The sequence below is a fragment of the Salmonella sp. SJTUF15570 genome (genome assembly GCF_043357055.1).
GTDB lineage: Bacteria > Pseudomonadota > Gammaproteobacteria > Enterobacterales > Enterobacteriaceae > Salmonella > Salmonella enterica.
In genome coordinates this window covers 69,270-90,677 of record NZ_JBEUKJ010000011.1, presented here as the reverse complement: position 1 = coordinate 90,677, position 21,408 = coordinate 69,270, and the positions used below count along the sequence as shown (strand labels likewise).

At 54.2% G+C, this 21,408-nt stretch carries 16 protein-coding genes and 1 tRNA gene; 11 read left to right on the top strand and 6 right to left on the bottom strand.

What is annotated here, in order from left to right:
* Positions 1 to 14: 14 nt before the first annotated feature.
* Positions 15 to 731, bottom strand: coding sequence for a ribonuclease PH (gene rph, locus ABVN44_RS19535; protein WP_001247078.1), 717 nt, complete (start codon positions 729 to 731; stop codon positions 15 to 17).
* A 125-nt stretch (positions 732 to 856) separates the two neighbouring features.
* Here rph and ABVN44_RS19530 point away from each other — a divergent pair, with 125 nt between their 5' ends.
* On the top strand, positions 857 to 1,720 hold the full coding sequence (locus tag ABVN44_RS19530) for a YicC/YloC family endoribonuclease (RefSeq protein ID WP_000621352.1): 864 nt from the start codon (positions 857 to 859) through the stop codon (positions 1,718 to 1,720).
* Positions 1,721 to 1,769: 49 nt separating this feature from the next.
* Here the strand turns inward: ABVN44_RS19530 and ABVN44_RS19525 are convergent, their stop codons facing one another.
* Positions 1,770 to 2,672 carry a LysR family transcriptional regulator gene (locus ABVN44_RS19525; RefSeq protein WP_001050866.1) on the bottom strand — a complete coding sequence of 301 codons (903 nt, stop codon included), beginning with the start codon at positions 2,670 to 2,672 and terminating at the stop codon, positions 1,770 to 1,772.
* A 73-nt stretch (positions 2,673 to 2,745) separates the two neighbouring features.
* Here ABVN44_RS19525 and ABVN44_RS19520 point away from each other — a divergent pair, with 73 nt between their 5' ends.
* Positions 2,746 to 3,630 (top strand): HARLDQ motif MBL-fold protein, encoded by an 885-nt coding sequence (locus ABVN44_RS19520; RefSeq protein WP_023231684.1) that lies wholly within the window; start codon positions 2,746 to 2,748, stop codon positions 3,628 to 3,630.
* Between the two features lie 247 nt (positions 3,631 to 3,877).
* Entirely contained in the window at positions 3,878 to 4,495 is a 618-nt protein-coding gene (locus ABVN44_RS19515) for a trimeric intracellular cation channel family protein (RefSeq protein ID WP_000924334.1), read from the top strand.
* On the opposite strand, the gene ligB is transcribed toward ABVN44_RS19515, so the two are convergent.
* Entirely contained in the window at positions 4,492 to 6,177 is a 1,686-nt protein-coding gene (gene ligB, locus ABVN44_RS19510; RefSeq protein ID WP_023231683.1) for an NAD-dependent DNA ligase LigB, read from the bottom strand. The two genes, ABVN44_RS19515 and ligB, sit on opposite strands and share 4 nt — an antisense overlap.
* A 256-nt stretch (positions 6,178 to 6,433) precedes the next feature.
* On the opposite strand from ligB, the gene gmk reads away from it, so the two are divergent.
* Genes gmk through recG form a run of 5 tightly spaced genes read left to right on the top strand, consistent with a single transcriptional unit; the run spans position 6,434 to position 12,298 of the window.
* Positions 6,434 to 7,057, top strand: coding sequence for a guanylate kinase (gene gmk / locus ABVN44_RS19505; protein ID WP_000046966.1), 624 nt, complete (start codon positions 6,434 to 6,436; stop codon positions 7,055 to 7,057).
* A 54-nt stretch (positions 7,058 to 7,111) separates the two neighbouring features.
* Positions 7,112 to 7,387 (top strand): DNA-directed RNA polymerase subunit omega, encoded by a 276-nt coding sequence (gene rpoZ, locus ABVN44_RS19500; RefSeq protein ID WP_000135058.1) that lies wholly within the window; start codon positions 7,112 to 7,114, stop codon positions 7,385 to 7,387.
* A gap of 18 nt (positions 7,388 to 7,405) precedes the next feature.
* The gene (gene spoT, locus ABVN44_RS19495; protein WP_000280481.1) at positions 7,406 to 9,517 is read left to right on the top strand and encodes a bifunctional GTP diphosphokinase/guanosine-3',5'-bis pyrophosphate 3'-pyrophosphohydrolase; all 2,112 of its coding nucleotides are present in this window, start codon (positions 7,406 to 7,408) and stop codon (positions 9,515 to 9,517) included.
* A gap of 4 nt (positions 9,518 to 9,521) precedes the next feature.
* On the top strand, positions 9,522 to 10,211 hold the full coding sequence (trmH, locus tag ABVN44_RS19490; protein ID WP_001068436.1) for a tRNA (guanosine(18)-2'-O)-methyltransferase TrmH: 690 nt from the start codon (positions 9,522 to 9,524) through the stop codon (positions 10,209 to 10,211).
* Positions 10,212 to 10,216: 5 nt separating this feature from the next.
* Positions 10,217 to 12,298: an ATP-dependent DNA helicase RecG gene (gene recG / locus ABVN44_RS19485; protein WP_000016748.1), complete on the top strand. Its 2,082-nt coding sequence runs from the start codon at positions 10,217 to 10,219 to the stop codon at positions 12,296 to 12,298.
* 35 nt (positions 12,299 to 12,333) lie between these two features.
* Here recG and gltS read toward each other — a convergent pair whose 3' ends face one another.
* Positions 12,334 to 13,539 carry a sodium/glutamate symporter gene (gene gltS, locus ABVN44_RS19480; RefSeq protein WP_000462249.1) on the bottom strand — a complete coding sequence of 402 codons (1,206 nt, stop codon included), beginning with the start codon at positions 13,537 to 13,539 and terminating at the stop codon, positions 12,334 to 12,336.
* Positions 13,540 to 13,766: 227 nt separating this feature from the next.
* Here gltS and xanP point away from each other — a divergent pair, with 227 nt between their 5' ends.
* Together xanP and ABVN44_RS19470 are read left to right on the top strand one after the other, a co-directional pair.
* Positions 13,767 to 15,158, top strand: coding sequence for a xanthine/proton symporter XanP (gene xanP / locus ABVN44_RS19475; protein WP_000115428.1), 1,392 nt, complete (start codon positions 13,767 to 13,769; stop codon positions 15,156 to 15,158).
* 120 nt (positions 15,159 to 15,278) lie between these two features.
* Positions 15,279 to 16,988, top strand: coding sequence for an AsmA family protein (locus ABVN44_RS19470; RefSeq protein WP_048348929.1), 1,710 nt, complete (start codon positions 15,279 to 15,281; stop codon positions 16,986 to 16,988).
* A gap of 102 nt (positions 16,989 to 17,090) precedes the next feature.
* Here the strand turns inward: ABVN44_RS19470 and yicI are convergent, their stop codons facing one another.
* Together yicI and ABVN44_RS19460 are read right to left on the bottom strand one after the other, a co-directional pair.
* Entirely contained in the window at positions 17,091 to 19,409 is a 2,319-nt protein-coding gene (yicI, locus tag ABVN44_RS19465; protein WP_023202903.1) for an alpha-xylosidase, read from the bottom strand.
* Between the two features lie 11 nt (positions 19,410 to 19,420).
* Positions 19,421 to 20,803 carry a glycoside-pentoside-hexuronide family transporter gene (locus ABVN44_RS19460; protein ID WP_000834256.1) on the bottom strand — a complete coding sequence of 461 codons (1,383 nt, stop codon included), beginning with the start codon at positions 20,801 to 20,803 and terminating at the stop codon, positions 19,421 to 19,423.
* 287 nt (positions 20,804 to 21,090) lie between these two features.
* Between ABVN44_RS19460 and ABVN44_RS19455 the strand changes: the two genes are divergently transcribed.
* Positions 21,091 to 21,185: transfer RNA gene (locus ABVN44_RS19455), tRNA-Sec, on the top strand.
* Positions 21,186 to 21,408 lie beyond the last annotated feature (223 nt).

The following is a 21,408-nucleotide window of genomic DNA, read 5'->3' as shown; positions in this document are numbered from 1 at the left end:
CAGTCGCCTTAAAATCAATTTTCTAACGCCGCCTTCTGCGTCGCCACAATGGATTCAATTCCCCCTCGGGCCAGCGCCAACAAAGTGAGAAGTTCTTCATGGCTGAACGGCTCGCCTTCTGCGGTACCCTGTACTTCAATAATGCGGCCGTCTTCAGTCATCACGACGTTCATGTCGGTTTCTGCGGCGGAATCTTCAACATATTCCAGATCGCAGATCGCTTCGCCGTTAACGATGCCTACGGAAACCGCCGCCACCATGCCTTTCATCGGATTGGTTTTCAGCTTACCGTTGGCAACCAATTTATTCAGCGCATCCGCCAACGCCACGCAGGCACCGGTAATAGACGCTGTACGCGTGCCGCCATCGGCCTGGATTACATCGCAGTCCAGCGTAATGGTAAATTCGCCGAGCGTTTTCAGATCGACCGCCGCACGCAGCGCACGCGCGATCAAACGCTGAATTTCCATAGTACGGCCGCCCTGCTTACCCTTTGCCGCTTCGCGCGCGTTACGGGTATGGGTAGCGCGAGGCAACATGCCATACTCTGCGGTGATCCACCCCTGGCCTTGTCCTTTCAGAAAACGTGGAACGCCTTCTTCAATGGAGGCGGTGCACAACACTTTGGTATCTCCAAATTCGACCAGTACCGAGCCTTCAGCGTGTTTTGTATAGTTACGGGTCAGGGTTACGGGACGCACCTGATTAGCGCTACGGCCTGCTGGACGCATATTGAGATCTCCGGCTTAAAACGAATGTGGCTGCGCATTATACGGACTTCCGATGGTTATTCCTATCCTGACAAGGCCTGGATAGCTATAATCCTCTCATCTCTCCTTTAAAAACGGGAACATCTATGATCCGCAGTATGACCGCCTACGCCCGGCGTGAAATCAAGGGTGAATGGGGTAGCGCGACCTGGGAAATGCGCTCGGTAAACCAGCGTTATCTGGAAACTTACTTTCGTCTGCCGGAACAGTTCCGTAGTCTTGAACCCGTCGTGCGCGAACGCATTCGTACACGCCTGACGCGTGGCAAAGTCGAATGTATGCTGCGTTTTGAACCCGATGCCAGCGCGCAAGGCGAGCTTATTCTGAATGAAAAGCTCGCGAAACAATTAGTTAGCGCCGCAAACTGGGTCAAAATGCAGAGCGACGAAGGGGAAATCAATCCGGTTGATATTTTGCGCTGGCCAGGTGTCATGGCGGCGCAAGAGCAGGATCTGGACGCGATTGCCGCAGAAATTTTAGCCGCACTGGACGGTACGCTGGATGACTTTATCGTCGCGCGCGAAACGGAAGGCCAGGCGCTGAAAGCGCTGATTGAACAACGTCTGGAAGGCGTCAGCGCCGAAGTAGCGAAAGTCCGCGCGCATATGCCGGAAATCCTGCAATGGCAGCGTGAACGCCTGGTCGCGAAGCTGGAAGATGCTCAGGTTCAGTTGGAAAACAACCGTCTGGAGCAAGAGCTGGTGATGATGGCGCAACGCATTGATGTGGCGGAAGAGCTGGATCGTCTGGAAGCGCACGTCAAAGAGACTTACAACATTCTGAAGAAAAAAGAGGCGGTAGGTCGCCGTCTGGACTTCATGATGCAAGAATTTAACCGTGAGTCGAACACCCTGGCCTCCAAATCCATCAACGCTGATGTAACTAACTCCGCTATTGAATTAAAAGTGTTGATCGAGCAAATGCGCGAGCAAATCCAGAATATTGAATAATTCTGGCGCTCAATATGTCACAGAGCCCGCCTTATGCGGGCTCTCGCGTTTATCGGTAGTACGTTTTTAATTTCCGGCGAATAGCGTCGATAAGGCGTCGCTTCCACTCTACCGTTGAAGCCCGATACTGCATAAAAATAGCGCCTTCCGCCTGCTCCCCGGCAAGCGGCAGGACAAAAAGACCGCGCTTATCGGATAAATTTTCATACCAGGGGCGCGGTACAATCGCCATTAGCGGCGCCGACTGGACAGCAGGCGCCAGTTGACTGTAATCATGACAAACAAACGCCAGCGGACGTTCAAACCCGGCACGAGCCTGCTGCCTGTCCAGTTCGTTGTTCTCTTTTGTCCACGGCAAACAGTAAATGTGTTGATAATGCTGTAGATCAGCAAAATTCAACGCTGTGGCATTCTCCAGACGTGAACGCAATGGCGCGCCATAAACCGCGATCAAACGCGTAGTCCCCACCCGCTCGTAATGCAGAGCGCTGACCTGCTTTTGATGGTCGCCAATTGCCAGCACCAAATCAACCGAGCTATCCAACAGTTCATCACGCCAGGGTCGGCGGGCAAAAGGAAGGCACTCGATCACCGCCTGATGAAGATGACCTTTCTCTGCGAGAACGGGCGTAAGCAGCGCGTTCAATGCGGGAGGAAGTACCACCCGAAAACAACGGGAGCCGTTCTCTTTATCACCAAATAGCTCCTCATTAAGCGAAACAAACACAGGCGCCAATTTGTCACGCAGCGCCTGCGCATAAGGCGTAGCAATCTGGCGGTTCCCTTCCCGTCGAAACAACGGATCGTTTAGCGCATCGCGCAATCTCATTAGCGCATGACTTACCGCAGAAGGCGACAAAGCCAGCTTTTGCGCCGTTTTCCCCGTAGAGCTCGTCTCCAGCAGCACATACAGTACTTTTAACAGGTTCATATCCATTTGCAGCAAGTTCATTAAACGTCTCTCTTATTGAACCTGGCTAAATTACTGCCAGGTATACTGCGGGCGCTTCAATCAGGAGAACATTATGAATCGCTATGCATTATTCTTTGTATGTATATTTTCAACATCAGCACTTCCTGCCATGGCGGCATTAGATCCTTCACAACCGTTATCACCCGCGCCTCCGTTATCACTGTTTAAAGCGTGGGCTAAGCCTATGAAGCCGTTTCAAATCACTGAAGGCGTGTGGTATGTCGGCACGGAAAATCTCTCTTCTATTCTGCTGACCACCCCGGCAGGGCATATTCTTATTGATGCGGGATTGGATGAAAGCGCACCGCAAATTAAAGCGAATATTGAAGCGGCAGGATTCCGCCTCACAGACATACGCTATCTATTGAACAGCCATGCGCGGCTGGATCAAGCGGGGGGCATGGCACGTTTGAAAGCGTGGAGCGGCGCACAATTGGTCGCCAGCCAACCCAACGCCGATCAGATGGCGAGGGGTGGACGAGAGGATTTTGCGCTTGGCGATGCGCTCCCCTTCCCGCCCGTCACCACTGATAAAATTATCCACAACCAGGAAAGCATCAGCCTCGGAGGGATAACCGTGACAGCACTATTCACGCCTGGACATCTACCCGGCTCAACCTCCTGGCGCGTAACGCTTCGCAACGGCAAGACGCTAATTTACGCAGATAGTCTCGCCACGCCCGACTATCTGCTGATTAACAACAAAAATTACCCTGACCTGGTTACTGATATTCAGGGTAGCTTTAAGACACTGGCCGCCCAGCATGTTGATATCTTTATTGCCAACAAAGGTGACCGCTTCGGGCTACTGGAGAAACGACAGCAACTTCGCAACGGCGATACACAGGCATTCTTTGATTCCAATGGCTTGCAACAGTATGTGGAACGCTCGCGCCAGCGCTTCATCACACAACTTACCGCACAGCAGCCACAATGAAATGACTCACTGGCGGCGCGTCCAGGGCGCCGTTCAGGTAATTTATCTAAGTCAAAACAGAAAAACCTCGCATACAATAAACCACAAAAATTGCTTTCAATTTATTGATATTTATAATAAATAATTATTAATCATAAATTTAAAATCATTACTAAAATTTATTAATCGTGTAATGCCTTAGAAAATCTCAATCGTGATACAGCGCACAAATCGTTAATCTTCGCCCCCAGTAAATTAGGGGGAAATCATGCTGTTGCACGTTCTTTATTTAATTGGCATCACTGCCGAGGCCATGACGGGCGCACTCGCTGCGGGTCGTCGTCGCATGGATACATTCGGCGTAATTATTATTGCTACCGCCACCGCCATTGGTGGAGGCTCGGTTCGCGACATTCTGCTCGGTCACTATCCGCTGGGTTGGGTGAAGCATCCCGAATATGTCATTATTGTGGCGACTGCCGCTGTATTGACCACCATTGTTGCCCCCGTCATGCCCTATTTACGCAAGCTTTTCCTGGTACTTGACGCGCTGGGGTTGGTGGTTTTCTCTATTATTGGCGCTCAGATAGCCCTTGATATGGGCGAAGGGCCAATTATCGCCGTGGTAGCCGCCGTCACTACCGGCGTCTTTGGCGGCGTGCTCCGCGATATGTTCTGCAAACGCATTCCACTGGTGTTTCAAAAAGAGCTATATGCCGGCATTTCGTTCGCCTCGGCGGTGCTCTATATTGCGCTGCAACATTACGTCATGAATCCGGATGTCGTCGTTATCTCTACACTACTGTTTGGCTTTACAGCAAGGTTATTAGCGCTACGTCTTAAACTTGGCCTGCCGGTATTTTATTACCGCCATGAAGGGCACTAAGACCCAAATCCGGGAATATGCTGAGCAGCCAGCCATCTGCTCAGCGTTTTGATCTGCGGATTATCCCGCCAGTCGATAACTCTCCCGGCACGACGCTCGCCCGTCACTGGTAACTGCCGCCAGTGTTGCTCTGTTCGCATTAATAACTGCTCCCATGAACGATCGCCACTGGCTTGTAATGCGGCCTGCGTTAAGGGGATATCCATCGCCATGATCCAGCGGGTAAACGACTGCCGGCGCGCCAGGTTAAATTGCCGCCATATCTGCTCGCTTTTTCCTTTAGCAAAGCCTGGCGTGTTGGCTATTTGCGCTGACGTCAGGGCAAGCCAGGAGAAGATATGCTCAAAGCGATGCGTCTGATGCAAGGCCCGCCAGCTGGCTTCGCCCATTCCGTCCAGACCCAACGCCGACCGTGACCCCAGCCATACCAGCCTGGAGATAAACTGCTCCTGACACGTTGCCGACGCGTAAAAGCAGGTCAGCGAGTTGAAATGGCTATCAGGCGGTACAGGCTTACTCCGCTCACGACTCCGCCAGACGACCTCATCAAGCCGGGGAATGCCTTGCCCGGCCAGACTCACCAGGATTTGATCGCCCGGCGCGATATCCCACGCTTCCCAACGTTTCACAGAGCCGATATTGACCCGCTGAACCCGCTTATCATCCAATATAACGGGGACAAGCGACGCTACTACGGTAATTTTGCCGCTTTTCCCCACCGAGAACTGAATAGCGCTCACTTGCGCGACCTGCGCTACTGGCGGATATTTCCATGCTGCCAGCCAGTCGCCCTGCCCGGGTCGCCAGTATTGTGACGCGGGTTCTTTAGCCATGCGTATCACTACGCCATCCGTCACAAAGGGTAACGCTGACGTCAGCCATGACTGGCGCGCCCGCTCGACCTCGCTGGCATCTTTTACCACCAAGGAATATTTCTTCGTCAGACTGAATCCAGCCTTAGCAAGTTGGCTTAATCTTTCGGGCATATTTGCCGGACCGTCCGGCCACGCCCAAATAAAAATACCCAACGAATTTAGCGCGGAGGCGTTATCCTGGCGCATTAACATTCCTGCGACTTTCGAGCGCGCATTCATCCCGCCCATCCGTTGCTGGATATGCCCCTCGCGCTGTAGAAAGATTTCGCCCTGCAACACCGCGTTAGCTAGCGCGCCTTGTGTTGTCTGCGGTATAGAGGGGATCAGGCGAATTTTTGGCGTCCAGTCCTCGCCTTGTAGTCCGTTACCCCGGCTAATAGCCCTGGTCAGTTTACCGTTTTGATAAACCAGCGTTACCGCTACGCCATCCACTTTTGGCTGTACCCAAAGCTCGCTGCGCCCGCGCATCCACTGTTCTACCGCCTGTCGGTCCGCGAGTTTGCGTACGCCCGTATGCGCAACAGGATGCATTGTTGTACCGTTTAACGGCGGTGAAACCGGAGTAGATGAAACATCCTGACCAACACAGCGTTGCCACTGAACCAGCCTTGCGCTGAGTTGGTCGTACACACTATCGTCAACCGCGCTAACACCTTGTTTCCAGTAGATGTCATTCCAGTCAGCGAGCTGTTGCTGTAAACGGGCGATTTCTTCAGCGGCCCTTGCTGGCGGCCAGGCCGGGCAAAGCGCCCCACTCTGCGAATGCCACAATAAAATTCCCCACGCCATACTTTTCCATAATCTCATCACGACCTCCTGCGCACATTGCCCGGCAGGTATAGCGCTTTAGTGAATAAAAACCGACAGGTAAAAATGCATCATCCGAGCCGCTTTCCAGATTTTTTGGTGGGTTGCTGCAACGACGCGATAAAAGCGGAAAAAGGGACGCAAAATGCAATAATCTGGCGCAAAAAGTGTGACAAAGACTACGTCGCATAACGGCGATGTGTATAATAAGCCCGTATCAAGGCTCTATTTCGATAATCACAGACGTAAGATACTCATGGCTCAAGGTACGCTTTATATTGTTTCTGCCCCCAGTGGCGCGGGTAAATCCAGCCTGATTCAGGCTTTATTAAAAACCCAACCGTTGTATGACACTCAGGTTTCCGTTTCACATACCACGCGCGCGCCGCGTCCTGGTGAAGTGCACGGTGAGCACTATTTCTTTGTAAATCATGATGAGTTTAAAACCATGATTGGCAGGGAGGCGTTTCTGGAGCACGCGGAAGTGTTTGGCAATTACTACGGCACTTCGCGCGAAACCATTGAGCAAGTGCTGGCAACCGGCGTTGATGTTTTTCTCGATATCGACTGGCAGGGCGCCCAGCAAATTCGCGAAAAGATGCCGCAAGCACGCAGCATTTTTATTTTGCCGCCGTCAAAGATCGAATTGGATCGCCGTTTACGCGGCCGCGGGCAAGATAGCGAAGAAGTCATTGCCAAACGAATGGCGCAAGCGGTTGCAGAAATGAGCCATTACGCCGAATATGATTATCTTATTGTGAATGACGACTTTGATACCGCGTTAAGCGACTTGAAAACCATCATTCGCGCTGAACGTCTGCGTATGAGCCGCCAAAAGCAGCGTCATGACGCTTTAATCAGCAAATTGTTGGCAGACTGAACCCACTTTCAGTATCATGCCCAGTCATTTCTTCACCTGTGGAGCATTTTAAGTATGGCACGCGTAACTGTTCAGGACGCTGTAGAGAAAATTGGTAACCGTTTTGACCTGGTACTGGTCGCCGCGCGTCGCGCTCGTCAGATGCAGGTAGGCGGAAAGGATCCGCTGGTACCGGAAGAAAACGATAAAACTACCGTTATCGCGCTGCGCGAAATCGAAGAAGGTCTGATTAACAACCAGATCCTCGACGTCCGCGAGCGCCAGGAACAGCAAGAGCAGGAAGCCGCTGAATTACAAGCCGTTACCGCTATTGCTGAAGGTCGTCGTTAATCACAAAGCGGGTCGCCCTTGTATCTGTTTGAAAGCCTGAATCAACTGATTCAAACCTACCTGCCGGAAGACCAGATTAAGCGTCTTCGGCAGGCGTATCTCGTTGCACGTGACGCTCACGAGGGCCAGACACGTTCAAGCGGTGAACCCTATATCACGCACCCGGTAGCGGTGGCCTGTATTCTGGCCGAGATGAAACTCGACTACGAAACGCTGATGGCCGCTCTGCTGCATGACGTGATTGAAGATACCCCCGCCACCTATCAGGACATGGAACAGCTTTTCGGTAAAAGCGTTGCCGAGCTGGTAGAGGGGGTGTCGAAACTTGATAAGCTCAAGTTCCGCGATAAGAAAGAGGCGCAGGCCGAAAACTTTCGCAAAATGATTATGGCGATGGTGCAGGATATCCGCGTCATCCTCATTAAGCTTGCTGACCGTACCCATAACATGCGCACGCTGGGCTCGTTACGCCCGGACAAACGTCGCCGCATCGCCCGTGAAACCCTCGAAATTTACAGCCCGCTGGCACACCGTTTAGGTATCCATCACATCAAGACCGAGCTTGAAGAGCTGGGTTTTGAAGCGCTGTATCCCAACCGTTATCGCGTCATTAAAGAAGTGGTAAAAGCGGCGCGCGGCAACCGTAAAGAGATGATCCAAAAAATCCTCTCTGAAATCGAAGGACGTTTGCAAGAGGCGGGAATTCCGTGTCGCGTTAGCGGTCGCGAAAAACATCTTTACTCGATCTACTGCAAAATGGTGCTCAAAGAGCAGCGTTTTCACTCGATCATGGACATTTACGCTTTCCGCGTCATCGTTCATGACTCCGATACCTGCTATCGCGTACTCGGCCAGATGCACAGTCTCTATAAGCCGCGTCCGGGACGGGTGAAAGACTATATTGCCATTCCGAAAGCGAACGGCTATCAGTCTTTGCACACCTCAATGATCGGCCCGCACGGCGTTCCTGTTGAAGTCCAGATCCGTACCGAAGACATGGATCAGATGGCGGAAATGGGGGTCGCGGCACACTGGGCGTATAAAGAACACGGTGAGACCAGCACCACGGCGCAGATCCGCGCCCAGCGCTGGATGCAGAGCCTGCTGGAGCTACAACAGAGCGCCGGTAGTTCGTTTGAATTTATCGAAAGCGTAAAATCCGATCTCTTCCCGGATGAGATTTACGTTTTCACCCCGGAAGGGCGCATTGTCGAACTGCCCGCTGGCGCTACGCCGGTGGATTTTGCCTATGCAGTGCATACCGACATCGGCCACGCCTGCGTCGGCGCGCGTGTCGACCGGCAGCCTTATCCGCTGTCGCAGCCGCTTAGCAGCGGTCAGACCGTCGAAATTATTACCGCGCCGGGCGCACGTCCTAACGCCGCCTGGCTGAACTTTGTCGTCAGCTCTAAAGCGCGCGCTAAAATTCGTCAGTTGCTGAAAAACCTCAAACGTGATGACTCCGTAAGCCTGGGCCGTCGTCTGCTTAACCATGCTTTAGGCGGCAGTCGTAAGCTGGCGGAAATTCCGCAGGAAAATATTCAGCGCGAACTGGATCGTATGAAGCTGGCAACGCTTGACGATCTGCTGGCGGAGATCGGTCTCGGCAACGCGATGAGCGTAGTGGTCGCGAAAAATCTGCAGCAAGGCGAAGCCGTGGTGCCGACCGTTGCGCAATCGAATCACGGCCACCTGCCGATTAAAGGCGCGGATGGCGTGCTTATCACCTTTGCGAAGTGTTGTCGTCCGATCCCAGGCGACCCGATCATCGCTCACGTAAGCCCAGGTAAAGGACTGGTGATCCACCATGAATCCTGCCGTAATATCCGTGGATACCAGAAAGAGCCAGAGAAATTTATGGCGGTCGAATGGGACAAAGAGACGGAGCAGGAATTCATTACCGAAATCAAGGTGGAAATGTTTAACCATCAGGGCGCGCTGGCTAACCTGACGGCGGCGATTAATACCACCACCTCCAATATTCAAAGCCTGAATACTGAAGAGAAAGATGGTCGCGTCTATAGTACCTTTATTCGCCTTACCGCACGCGATCGCGTACATTTGGCGAATATCATGCGCAAAATCCGCGTGATGCCAGACGTTATTAAAGTCACCCGTAACCGAAACTAGCGCTATGAATCCAAAACGTTATGCGCGTATATGCGAAATGCTCGCCAGGCGTCAGCCTGATCTCACGGTCTGCATGGAGCAAGTCCACAAACCTCATAACGTTTCTGCAATCATTCGTACCGCAGATGCCGTTGGCGTCCATGAAGTCCATGCTATCTGGCCAGGTAGCCGGATGCGCACCATGGCTTCCGCGGCGGCGGGCAGCAACAGTTGGGTACAGGTGAAAACTCACCGTACCATTGGCGATGCGGTAGCCCATTTGAAAGGACGGGGAATGCAGATTCTGGCAACCCATCTTTCTGATAAGGCCGTAGACTTTCGCGAGATTGATTACACGCGCCCGACCTGTATTCTGATGGGTCAGGAGAAAACCGGTATTACTCAGGAAGCATTAGACCTGGCGGATCGGGATATCATCATTCCTATGATCGGCATGGTACAGTCGCTGAATGTTTCCGTCGCCTCCGCGCTCATTCTTTATGAAGCCCAGCGCCAGCGACAGAACGCGGGCATGTATCTGCGTGAAAATAGCATGTTGCCGGAAGATGAACAGCAGCGCCTGCTGTTTGAGGGTGGTTATCCGGTGCTGGCGAAAGTCGCTAAACGTAAAGGTCTGCCTTATCCTCGCGTCAATCAGCAGGGCGAAATCGACGCCGATGCTGACTGGTGGGCGACGATGCAGGCGGCAGGGTAATCACCATGTCAGGCCGCTTGTTAGACGCTGTTCCGCTCAATTCCCTGACAGGCGTCGGCGCAGCGCAAAGCAGTAAACTGGCGAAAATTGGCCTGCACACCGTGCAGGACCTCCTGCTCCACCTCCCTCTGCGTTACGAAGACCGCACCCATCTCTACCCCATTGGCGAACTGCTGCCTGGCATCTACGCCACCGTTGAAGGCGAAGTGCTGAACTGCAATATCACTTTCGGTGGTCGTCGGATGATGACCTGCCAGATTAGCGACGGTTCCGGCATTCTTACCATGCGCTTTTTCAATTTTAACGCGGCGATGAAAAACAGCCTGGCGACGGGACGACGTGTGCTGGCCTACGGGGAAGCGAAGCGCGGCAAGTATGGCGCAGAGATGATCCATCCGGAATATCGCCTGCAGGGCGATCTCAGCACGCCGGAACTTCAGGAAACGCTCACCCCCGTCTATCCGACCACCGAGGGCGTGAAGCAAGCGACACTGCGCAAGCTTACCGATCAGGCGCTGGAGTTGCTCGACACCTGCGCCATTGCCGAACTACTGCCGCCGGAACTGGCGCAGGGTATGATGAGCCTGCCGGAGGCGCTACGTACCTTGCATCGCCCGCCGCCGACGCTCCAGCTCGCCGATTTAGAAACCGGCAAACACCCGGCGCAGCGGCGGCTTATTCTTGAAGAGCTACTGGCGCATAATCTCAGTATGCTGGCGCTTCGCGCAGGCGCGCAGCGCTACCACGCTCAGCCGCTAAGTACCAACAACATATTGAAAGACAAGCTGCTGGCGTCGTTGCCGTTTAAACCCACCAGCGCGCAGGCGCGGGTGGTAGCAGAGATCGAACGTGATATGGCGCTCGATGTGCCGATGATGCGTCTGGTTCAGGGCGACGTCGGTTCAGGGAAAACGCTGGTTGCCGCCCTGGCGGCGCTACGCGCCATCGCTCATGGTAAGCAGGTGGCGCTGATGGCGCCGACCGAATTGCTGGCTGAACAGCACGCAAATAATTTCCGCAACTGGTTCGAACCGTTGGGCGTTGAAGTGGGTTGGCTGGCGGGTAAGCAAAAAGGTAAAGCGCGTCAGGCGCAGCAAGAGGCTATTGCCAGCGGTCAGGTGCAGATGATTGTCGGCACCCACGCTATCTTTCAGGAACAGGTGCAGTTTAACGGGCTGGCGCTGGTCATTATCGATGAGCAGCACCGCTTTGGCGTCCACCAGCGGCTGGCATTGTGGGAAAAAGGCCAACAACAGGGCTTTCATCCGCATCAGTTGATTATGACCGCAACGCCCATTCCGCGCACCCTGGCGATGACTGCCTACGCCGATCTCGATACCTCGGTGATTGACGAGCTACCGCCGGGCCGTACCCCTGTCACTACCGTTGCGATTCCGGATACCCGTCGCCATGAAATCATTGATCGTGTGCGCAACGCCTGCACAACCGAAGGCCGTCAGGCCTACTGGGTCTGTACGCTGATTGAAGAATCTGACCTGCTGGAAGCGCAGGCGGCGGAAGCCACCTGGGAGGAGCTCAAGCTGGCGTTACCGGAGTTGAATATCGGCCTGGTACACGGCCGCATGAAGCCCGCCGAAAAACAGGCGGTGATGCAGGCCTTTAAGCAGGGTGAACTGCATCTGCTGGTCGCCACTACGGTGATTGAGGTGGGGGTCGATGTTCCTAACGCCAGCCTGATGATTATTGAAAACCCGGAGCGACTGGGCCTGGCGCAATTACACCAGCTCAGAGGGCGCGTTGGCCGTGGCGCGGTCGCATCGCACTGCGTGCTGCTCTATAAATCGCCGCTGTCGAAAACGGCGCAGAAGCGTTTACAGGTATTGCGCGACAGCAACGACGGCTTTGTGATTGCACAAAAAGATTTAGAGATTCGCGGCCCGGGGGAATTACTGGGCACGCGCCAGACGGGTAACGCCGAATTTAAAGTAGCTGATTTGCTACGCGATCAAGCCATGATCCCCGAAGTTCAGCGTATTGCCCGTCATATTCACGAACGTTATCCGCAGCAGGCACAAGCGCTGATTGAGCGCTGGATGCCGGAAACCGAACGTTATTCCAACGCCTAGTGAGCACGGCGGCTTTAATGCCGCCGTACAAACTATTATTGCGCGAAAATCGGTAACAGCAGGTACAGCTTGATCACCAACGCATTGACGATATCGATAAAGAACGCGCCGACCATCGGCACCACCAGGAACGCCATATGCGAGGGGCCAAAACGGTCGGTAATCGCCTGCATATTAGCAATGGCGGTCGGCGTCGCGCCCAGGCCAAAACCGCAGTGACCCGCCGCCAGCACCGCCGCATCGTAGTTTTTCCCCATCATGCGCCAGGTGACGAAGATCGCGTACAGCGCCATGAAGATGGTCTGTACCACCAGAATCGCCAGCATCGGCAGCGCCAGCGACGCCAGTTCCCACAGCTTCAGGCTCATCAGCGCCATTGCCAGGAACAGTGACAAACTCACGTTCCCCAGCACCGAAACAGCACGCTCAAATACGCGATAAAAACCCACCAACGCCAGGCCATTGCTGAGGATCACCCCAACAAATAGCACACAAACGAAGACCGGCAGTTCAAGCACCGTTCCCGCCAGTAGCTGCGCTACGATTTTGCCCACGGTCAGACAGATAGCAATCAGGGCGATAGTTTCGATTAGCACCAGAGAGGTGATCATACGACCCACATCCGGCTTTTCAAAGGCTGTCGGCACGGCCTGATCGTCAGGCATTCCATCCGGCGTGGTGGAGTGTTTCACCAGATAACGCGCTACCGGGCCGCCAATCAACCCGCCCAGCACCAGGCCAAAGGTTGCACATGCCATTGCAACTTCGGTGGCATTGGCAAAACCATAACGTTCGACAAACAGTTTACTCCACGCCGCGCCGGTACCGTGTCCGCCGGACAGCGTAATTGACCCGGCAATCAGCCCCATTAACGGGTCCAGCCCCAACAGACTCGCCATGCCGATACCGATGGCATTCTGCATCAGCAGTAATCCGACCACGACGACCAGGAAGACGCCAACAACGCGTCCCCCCTTGCGCAGGCTGGCAAGGTTAGCGTTAAGGCCGATCGTCGCGAAAAACGCCAGCATCAACGGATCGCGCAGGGTCATATCAAAGTTGACTTCCCAACCGACGCTTTTTTTCAGTACCAGCAGAGCAACCGCGACCAGTAACCCCCCTGCCACCGGCTCCGGAATCGTATATTTCTTCAGTAAGGAGACAGACTGGACCAGCTTGCGACCCAGTAGCAGCACCAGCGTGGCGGCGACAAGGGTCGATAAGGTATCGAGTTCAAACATTTAAAGCTCCTGTAGTGCGCTGTGACACGTGCGCACAAATCATTTCCTGAGTCAGTTTTTTAGCTCTTTGCGAGTCTTCGGCATGGATTTTAAGCAGAAAAAGGCAAAAAGTTATATAAAAAGGTGCATTTATCTTTTTTAAATATTAAGAATATTCGCTCGCAATCGTTTGCTTTTACCATCTGGTCAGATAAAATCACCGCTTTTCCACCACGAGAATGTCCCTGATGTCCGTTAACGCCATCGAGCCGGCAGATGCGCAACCGGTTGCGCAGACGCAAAACAGCGAATTAATTTACCGTCTTGAAGATCGCCCGCCGCTCCCTCAAACCCTTTTTGCCGCTTGTCAGCATCTGCTGGCCATGTTTGTCGCGGTAATCACGCCAGCGCTGTTAATCTGCCAGGCGTTGGGTTTACCGGCGCAGGATACGCAGCACATTATCAGCATGTCGCTGTTCGCCTCCGGCGTAGCCTCTATTATTCAAATCAAAGCGTGGGGGCCGGTAGGATCGGGGCTGTTATCCATCCAGGGAACCAGTTTTAACTTTGTCGCCCCGCTGATTATGGGCGGTACCGCGCTGAAAACCGGCGGCGCGGACGTCCCGACGATGATGGCGGCGCTGTTCGGCACGCTGATGCTGGCAAGCTGCACCGAGATGGTGCTTTCTCGCATTCTACATCTGGCGCGCCGGATTATCACGCCGTTAGTCTCCGGCGTCGTGGTGATGATTATTGGCCTGTCGCTGATTCAGGTGGGGCTAACCTCCATCGGCGGCGGCTATGCCGCCATGAGCGACAACACCTTTGGCGCACCGAAAAACCTGCTGCTGGCCGGCGTCGTCCTGGCCATTATTATCCTGCTGAATCGGCAGCGTAATCCCTACCTGCGCGTGGCTTCTTTGGTTATTGCCATGGCGGCTGGCTATCTTTTGGCCTGGTTTATGGGCATGTTGCCTGAGAATAACGCGCCGGTCTCACAGGACATCCTGATGGTGCCGACCCCGCTGTATTATGGTCTGGGCATTGACTGGAACCTGTTACTGCCGTTGATGCTGGTCTTTATGATTACGTCGCTGGAGACCATCGGCGACATCACCGCCACCTCTGATGTCTCCGAGCAGCCGGTATCCGGCCCCTTGTACATGAAACGGCTAAAGGGCGGCGTACTGGCTAACGGCCTGAACTCATTTGTTTCAGCGGTATTTAATACGTTCCCGAATTCCTGTTTCGGTCAGAACAACGGCGTCATTCAGTTGACCGGCGTCGCCAGTCGCTATGTGGGATTTGTCGTCGCGCTGATGCTGATTGTACTCGGCCTGTTCCCGGCGGTAAGCGGTTTTGTGCAGCATATCCCGGAACCGGTGCTCGGCGGCGCCACGTTGGTGATGTTCGGCACCATTGCCGCCTCCGGGGTGCGTATTGTCTCGCGTGAGCCGCTGAACCGCCGCGCGATTCTGATTATCGCCCTGTCGCTGGCCGTGGGTCTTGGCGTCTCGCAACAGCCGCAGATCCTGCAGTTCGCGCCGGAATGGGTGAAAAATCTGCTCTCATCCGGAATTGCCGCTGGCGGCATCACGGCTATCGTGCTGAACCTGATTCTCCCGCCGGAAAAACCGTAAAAACCCTGCGGCGGCGACACGATTCGCCGCTGCTGTAACGCTCTTTCACCATTCCTGTCTTGAGGATTGCACGCAAATCGTGCATAAATCCCCTATGTGCATTTCACGGGATGGAAGACCATGAAATTGATTGGGAGGTTGCTTCTCTACGTGCTGATCGCCTGTTTAGTGGTGATTTTCGGCTTTTATTTTCTGCTGCAAACGCGCTGGGGCGCAGATCACATCAGCAACTGGGTATCAGAGAACAGCGGTTATCACCTCACATTCGACGTGATGGATCATCGTTTTTCCGCCCCATCCCATCTTTTACTGGAGAATGTGACCTTTGGTCGTGATGGTCAGCCTGCTACCCTGGTCGCGAAAACCGTAGATATCGGTCTGAGCATTCGCCAGTTAACCGCGCCGCTGCATGTCGACACGATTCTGTTACAGGACGGCACGCTGAATATTTCAGTGCAAACCGCCCCTTTCCCGTTTGAGGCCGACCGCCTGCAACTTCGCAATATGGCGCTCAATAGTCCCGGTAGCGAATGGCGGTTGAGCGCCCAGCGCGTTAACGGCGGCGTTATGCCCTGGCGCCCCGAAGCCGGTCGGGTATTGGGCAATAAAGCCCAGATCCAATTGAGCGCCGGTTCGCTGACGTTAAACGACGTTCCCGCCACGAATGTGCTTATTGAAGGCAGTATCGACCATGATCAGGTGATGTTAAACACCGTTGGCGCCGATATGGCGCGCGGAGCGTTAACCGGCGTCGCCCGGCGTAACGCTGATGGTAGTTGGGTCGTTGAAAATCTGCGGCTGAATGATATTCGGTTACAAAGCGATAAATCCCTGAGCGAGTTTTTCGCGCCGCTTACTACGGTTCCATCTTTGCAGATTGGTCGTCTTGAAGTGACGGACTCCAGCCTGCAAGGACCAGACTGGGCAGTCACCGATCTTGACCTGAGTTTGCGCAATCTGACTCTGCGCAAAGAAGACTGGCAAAGTCAGGAAGGTAAATTATCGATGAACGCCAGCGAGTTTATTTACGGCTCGCTGCACTTGCTCGATCCAATCCTGAACGCCGAATTTTCACCACAGGGCGTTGCGCTACGCCAGTTCACCACCCGCTGGGAAGGCGGTATGGTCAGAACCTCCGGCGCCTGGTTACGCGAAGGCAAAGCGCTTATTCTGGACGATACCGCTATCGCCGGGCTGGAGTATACGCTGCCGGAAAACTGGAAGCAGTTATGGATGAAGCCGTTGCCCGACTGGCTGAACAGCCTGACGCTGAAAAAATTCAGCGCCAGCCGCAATCTGGTGATTGATATCGACCCGGCCTTCCCGTGGCAAATCACCGCCCTGGACGGCTACGGCGCAAACCTGGAGCTGGTACAACATCATCAATGGGGCGTCTGGAGCGGCAATGCGACCCTCAACGCCGCGGCGGCAACCTTTAACCGTGTGGACGTGCGCCGCCCGTCGCTGTCGTTGACGGCTAATGCCAGCACGGTCAACATCAGCGATCTGAGCGCGTTTACTGGAAAAGGGATACTGGAAGCCACTGCCAGCGTATCGCAACTGCCGCAGCGTCAGACGCAAATCAGCCTGAACGGACGCGGCGTACCAATGGATGTGCTACAGCAGTGGGGCTGGCCGGCATTACCGATTACTGGCGATGGCAATATTCAGCTCACGGCCAGCGGCAATATTCAGGCCGATGCGCCGTTGAAACCGACGGTAAACGGGCAATTACACGCGGTCAACGCACAAAAGCAGCAGATAACACAGACGATGCAAGCGGGCGTGGTGTCCGGCGGTGAAGTTACGTCAACGGAGCCAGCGCTGTAATTGAGGGCTTGCCCGGTGGCGATGGCGCTTACCGGGCTTACGGTTCTTGCTCATTTGTAGGCCGGATAAGCGCAGCTCACGGCGCCATCCGGCGATTCAGATTTAAAGCGTAATCACCACTTCATTTCCCTGCGGGGTGATCACTACGCCCAGTTCACTTTCCGCATATGAACCGCATTTGGTACCGCTAATCTGCGTAATATTACGCAGACACAGCGTCCAGTTGCGCGCCTCGCCTTCGCCGCTCACCGTAATGGTATTGCCTGTGCGTTTCGCCTGCAGCGTAAAGATAGTCGAACCATCCGTAGCAGGGACTTCGCAGACCGCTTCGCAACCGTCATCCAGATGGAATAACTGGAAGGCCGTACCCTCATGCCAGGCGTAATCGGGCTTCTGGCTATTGTTGCCCAGCGCCAGTAGTGTATTGTCACGCACGTACACTGGCAGGCTCAGGAAGTCATGCTGCTGTTTATGCCAGCGGCTGCCCTGCACTTCATCGTTGCGCCACAGGTGCGTCCAGCGGCCTTCTGGCAGGTAGAACTCCACGTCGCCCGCTTCACTAAATACCGGCGCTACCATGACCGCATCTCCCAGCATGTACTGGCGATCAAGATAATCACACGCCGGATCGTCCGGAAACTCCAGCATCATCGCCCGCATCATGGGCGTACCGGCTTCGTTGGCGCGCGCCGCTTCCCGATACAGATACGGCATCATCCGGCACTTCTGTTCGGTGAAGAAGCGCACCACGTCACAGGACTCGTCGTCATAGGCCCACGGAACCCGGTAGGATTTGCTACCGTGCAGGCGGCTGTGGCTGGAGAGCAAGCCGAATGCGCACCACCGCTTGTAGACATGCGCCGGCGCGGTATTCTCGAATCCGCCAATATCATGACTCCAGAAGCCAAACCCTGACAGGCCGATGGACAGCCCGCCGCGCAGGCTTTCCGCCATCGATTCGTAGTTGGCGTAGCAGTCGCCGCCCCAGTGCACCGGGAACTGTTGCGCGCCCACCGAGGCGGAACGGGCGAACAGCACCGCCTCTTCAACGCCGACGGTCTCTTTCAGCACGTTCCACACCAGTTCGTTGTAGATGTAGGCATAATGGTTGTGCATTTTCTGTGGATCTGAACCATCAAACCACTGCACATCCGTTGGAATGCGTTCGCCGAAGTCAGTTTTGAAGCAGTCCACTCCCATCTCCACCAGGCCCTTCAGCTTGTCGGCATACCATTCGCAGGCTTGCGGGTTGGTGAAGTCGTAAATCGCCAGTCCCGGCTGCCATTTATCCCACTGCCACAAGGAGCCGTCCGGGCGTTTAAGTAAATACCCTTTCTCTTTCAGCTCCTGGAAAACCGGGGATTTCTGGCCGATGTAGGGGTTAATCCACACGCAAACTTTCAGCCCTTTCGCTTTCAGACGGCGAATCATCCCTTTCGGATCGGGGAAAGTCACCGGGTCCCATTCAAAATCGCACCACTGGAAGGCCTTCATCCAGAAACAGTCGAAGTGGAAGACGTGCAGCGGTAGATTGCGCTCGGCCATACCGTCGATAAAGCTGTTAACGGTCGCTTCGTCGTAGTTGGTGGTAAATGAGGTGGTCAGCCACAGGCCAAACGACCAGGCGGGCGGCAGCGCCGGACGACCCGTAAATTGGGTATAGCGGTTCAGCACGTCTTTCGGGGTCGGGCCGTCGATGACGAAGTATTCCAGATACTCGCTCTCGACGCTGAACTGAACTTTGGAGACTTTCTCGGAGCCAATTTCAAACGACACGCACTGCGGATGGTTTACCAGCACACCGTAGCCACGGTTGGTGATATAGAACGGGATATTCTTGTACGATTGCTCGGTGCTGGTGCCGCCGTCGCGGTTCCAGGTCTCCACCGTCTGACCGTTACGCACCAGCGCGGTAAAGCGCTCTCCCAGCCCGTAGACGGTTTCGCCCACGCCGAGATCCAGACGCTCGAACATGTAGTTGCGCCCGCTATTGGTGTCCTGCACATAGCCGTTATTTTTCAACTGACTACCGGTGATACGTACACCGTTACGCAGAAAATCCAGAGACCAGAGCTCGCCTTTGGTGACGCGCACGCTCAGGCTGCCGCTCTTGAGTTCGGCAAATTCAGCGTTGTTCTGCATCTCTACGTTGATATCTTGCAAGACATTGAGTGGGTAATGTGGGCCGTTATCCAAAGCGCCCTGGAAGTGTTCCATCCGTACACCTATCACTCCTTCCTGCGGCGAGAAAAAGCGCAGGGTAAACAACGGGGTATCCAGTTGCCAGGTTCGTTCGCGGACATCGCGCGGCGCGGCATAGATCACCATCTCATTCCCGTGCTGTTCAACGTCGAACACCTGAACCGGGTGAATCAAATTAAGGCCAGGCTGGATCAGCCAGTTTCCGTCGCTAATTTTCATAGTCTGTTCCTTTAGTTTTGCAATTCTTTATGGGTAAATTCTTGTTCGTTGCGGTGTGCGCCCTGCGCCAGTTGTTCCAGAATGGTTTTCAGGAACGGGCTTTTCAGGGTGTAGTAGCGTTTAGCGATCGCGGCGCTCAGCAGATAACAGATGGCCGGAACGATAGTGAACAGAGCGATGATGATGCTGATCGTGGCGCTGTTTTGCGTTTTCGCCGCCGCGTCGTAACCGCCGCCTGCCAGCATCCAGCCAATCAGCGCCCCGCCGAGGGCAAGACCCAGTTTCAGCACGAACAACGTGCCGGCAAAACTGATCCCCGTCAGGCGTTTGCCGTTACACCATTCGCCGTAGTCGACGGTGTCAGACATCATCACCCACTGGATAGGCGTGACTAACTGGTGCAATACGCCAATCACAAAGATAAAGACGAACATAGCGATCGTGGCGTGCATCGGTACGAAGAACATCGCCACGCTGATTACTGCGAGTAAAGCATTGGTCCAACAAAAAACGCTCACTTTGCATTTCCAGTCGGTCAACGGTTTTGCCAGCGCCGAGCCAATCAGGTTGCCGACGCAATAGGTGGTGAGGAAGGCGACAAACACGCCCGGTTTGCCCAATATCCAGGTGACGTAATACATCATCGCCCCGCCGCGCACGCATACCGCCAGAATATTCAGGATGGTGAGCAGGCCGACTATGCGCCACTGGTCGTTGTGCCAGATATCACGCAGGTCTTCACGCATGGAGGTATGGGTGGCAGGCGCTTCAACGCGCTCTTTGGTGGTAAAGAAGCAGAACGCCAGCATCAGGAACGCCACCACCGAGAGCGCCGCGATACCCCCCTGGAAGCCCAGCGCCTTATTCTCGCCGCCAATCAGTTTCACCAGAGGCATCATCAGTACGGTAGAAAGCATTCCGCCCGCCGTTGCCAGCACAAAGCGCCAGGATTGCAGGGAGATACGCTGCGTTGGGTCATTGGTTATTACACCCCCCAACGCGCAGTAAGGGATGTTGACCACAGTATACAGAAGGGTGAGCAACGTGTAGGTGATGGCGGCATAAATCATTTTGCCGTTCAGACTGAGATCCGGCGTGCTATAAGCCAGCACACAAACGATACCAAACGGCAACGCTCCAAACAGCACCCAGGGTCGGAATTTGCCCCAGCGAGAGCGGGTGCGGTCGGCCAGCAGGCCCATGCAAGGGTCGGAGATGGCATCAAGCGCACGCGCCAGTAAAAACATGGTGCCAACAAAACCAGCGGGAATGCCGAAAATATCGGTATAGAAGAACATCATATATAACATGACGTTATCAAAGATGATGTGGCTCGCGGCATCGCCCATACCATAGCCAATCTTCTCCTTAACGGAGAGAATCTCACTTTTCATTACGCATCCTTAACGCTCACAACGCTCACTGATACCGGTTACAGTTTTTGTAAACCTTCCCTGCGAGCGTGAATATTCCGTTATTTGGTTATCAAATTACGATTCTTGTTTTCTGTGATCAGGGTAGCGCCAAAAAGTGTGATGAAATGTAACTAATGGATTTTATGGGGCTTTATATGAAACCGATCATGGCAGAAGGAAAGGGAAGTTAAAAAAGCACGGGAGGGGATGTGGAAACGTCAGGAAGTAGCTATAATGCGCGCGCCTCCATGTAGCAATCGAGGCGCGGAAGATCGTCGTCTCCGGTGAGGCGGCTGGACTTCAAATCCAGTTGGGGCCGCCAGCGGTCCCGGGCAGGTTCGACTCCTGTGATCTTCCGCCAATTAACCTCTTCTGAACTCTCCTGACGTCAACAAAACCCTTTATAATTCCTTATATATCAAGCATTCCTTGTATTCTGAGGTCAACCGGAGTCTATTGGTATCAATATGCCTTTGGGGGCACAATTGGGCATACCAACTATTGGAAGTAAAATGACATGCCACCAAAAGAAAAAAATCATTAATAATCAAATAATAATATCACTTTGAAACCGTAGTAAACCT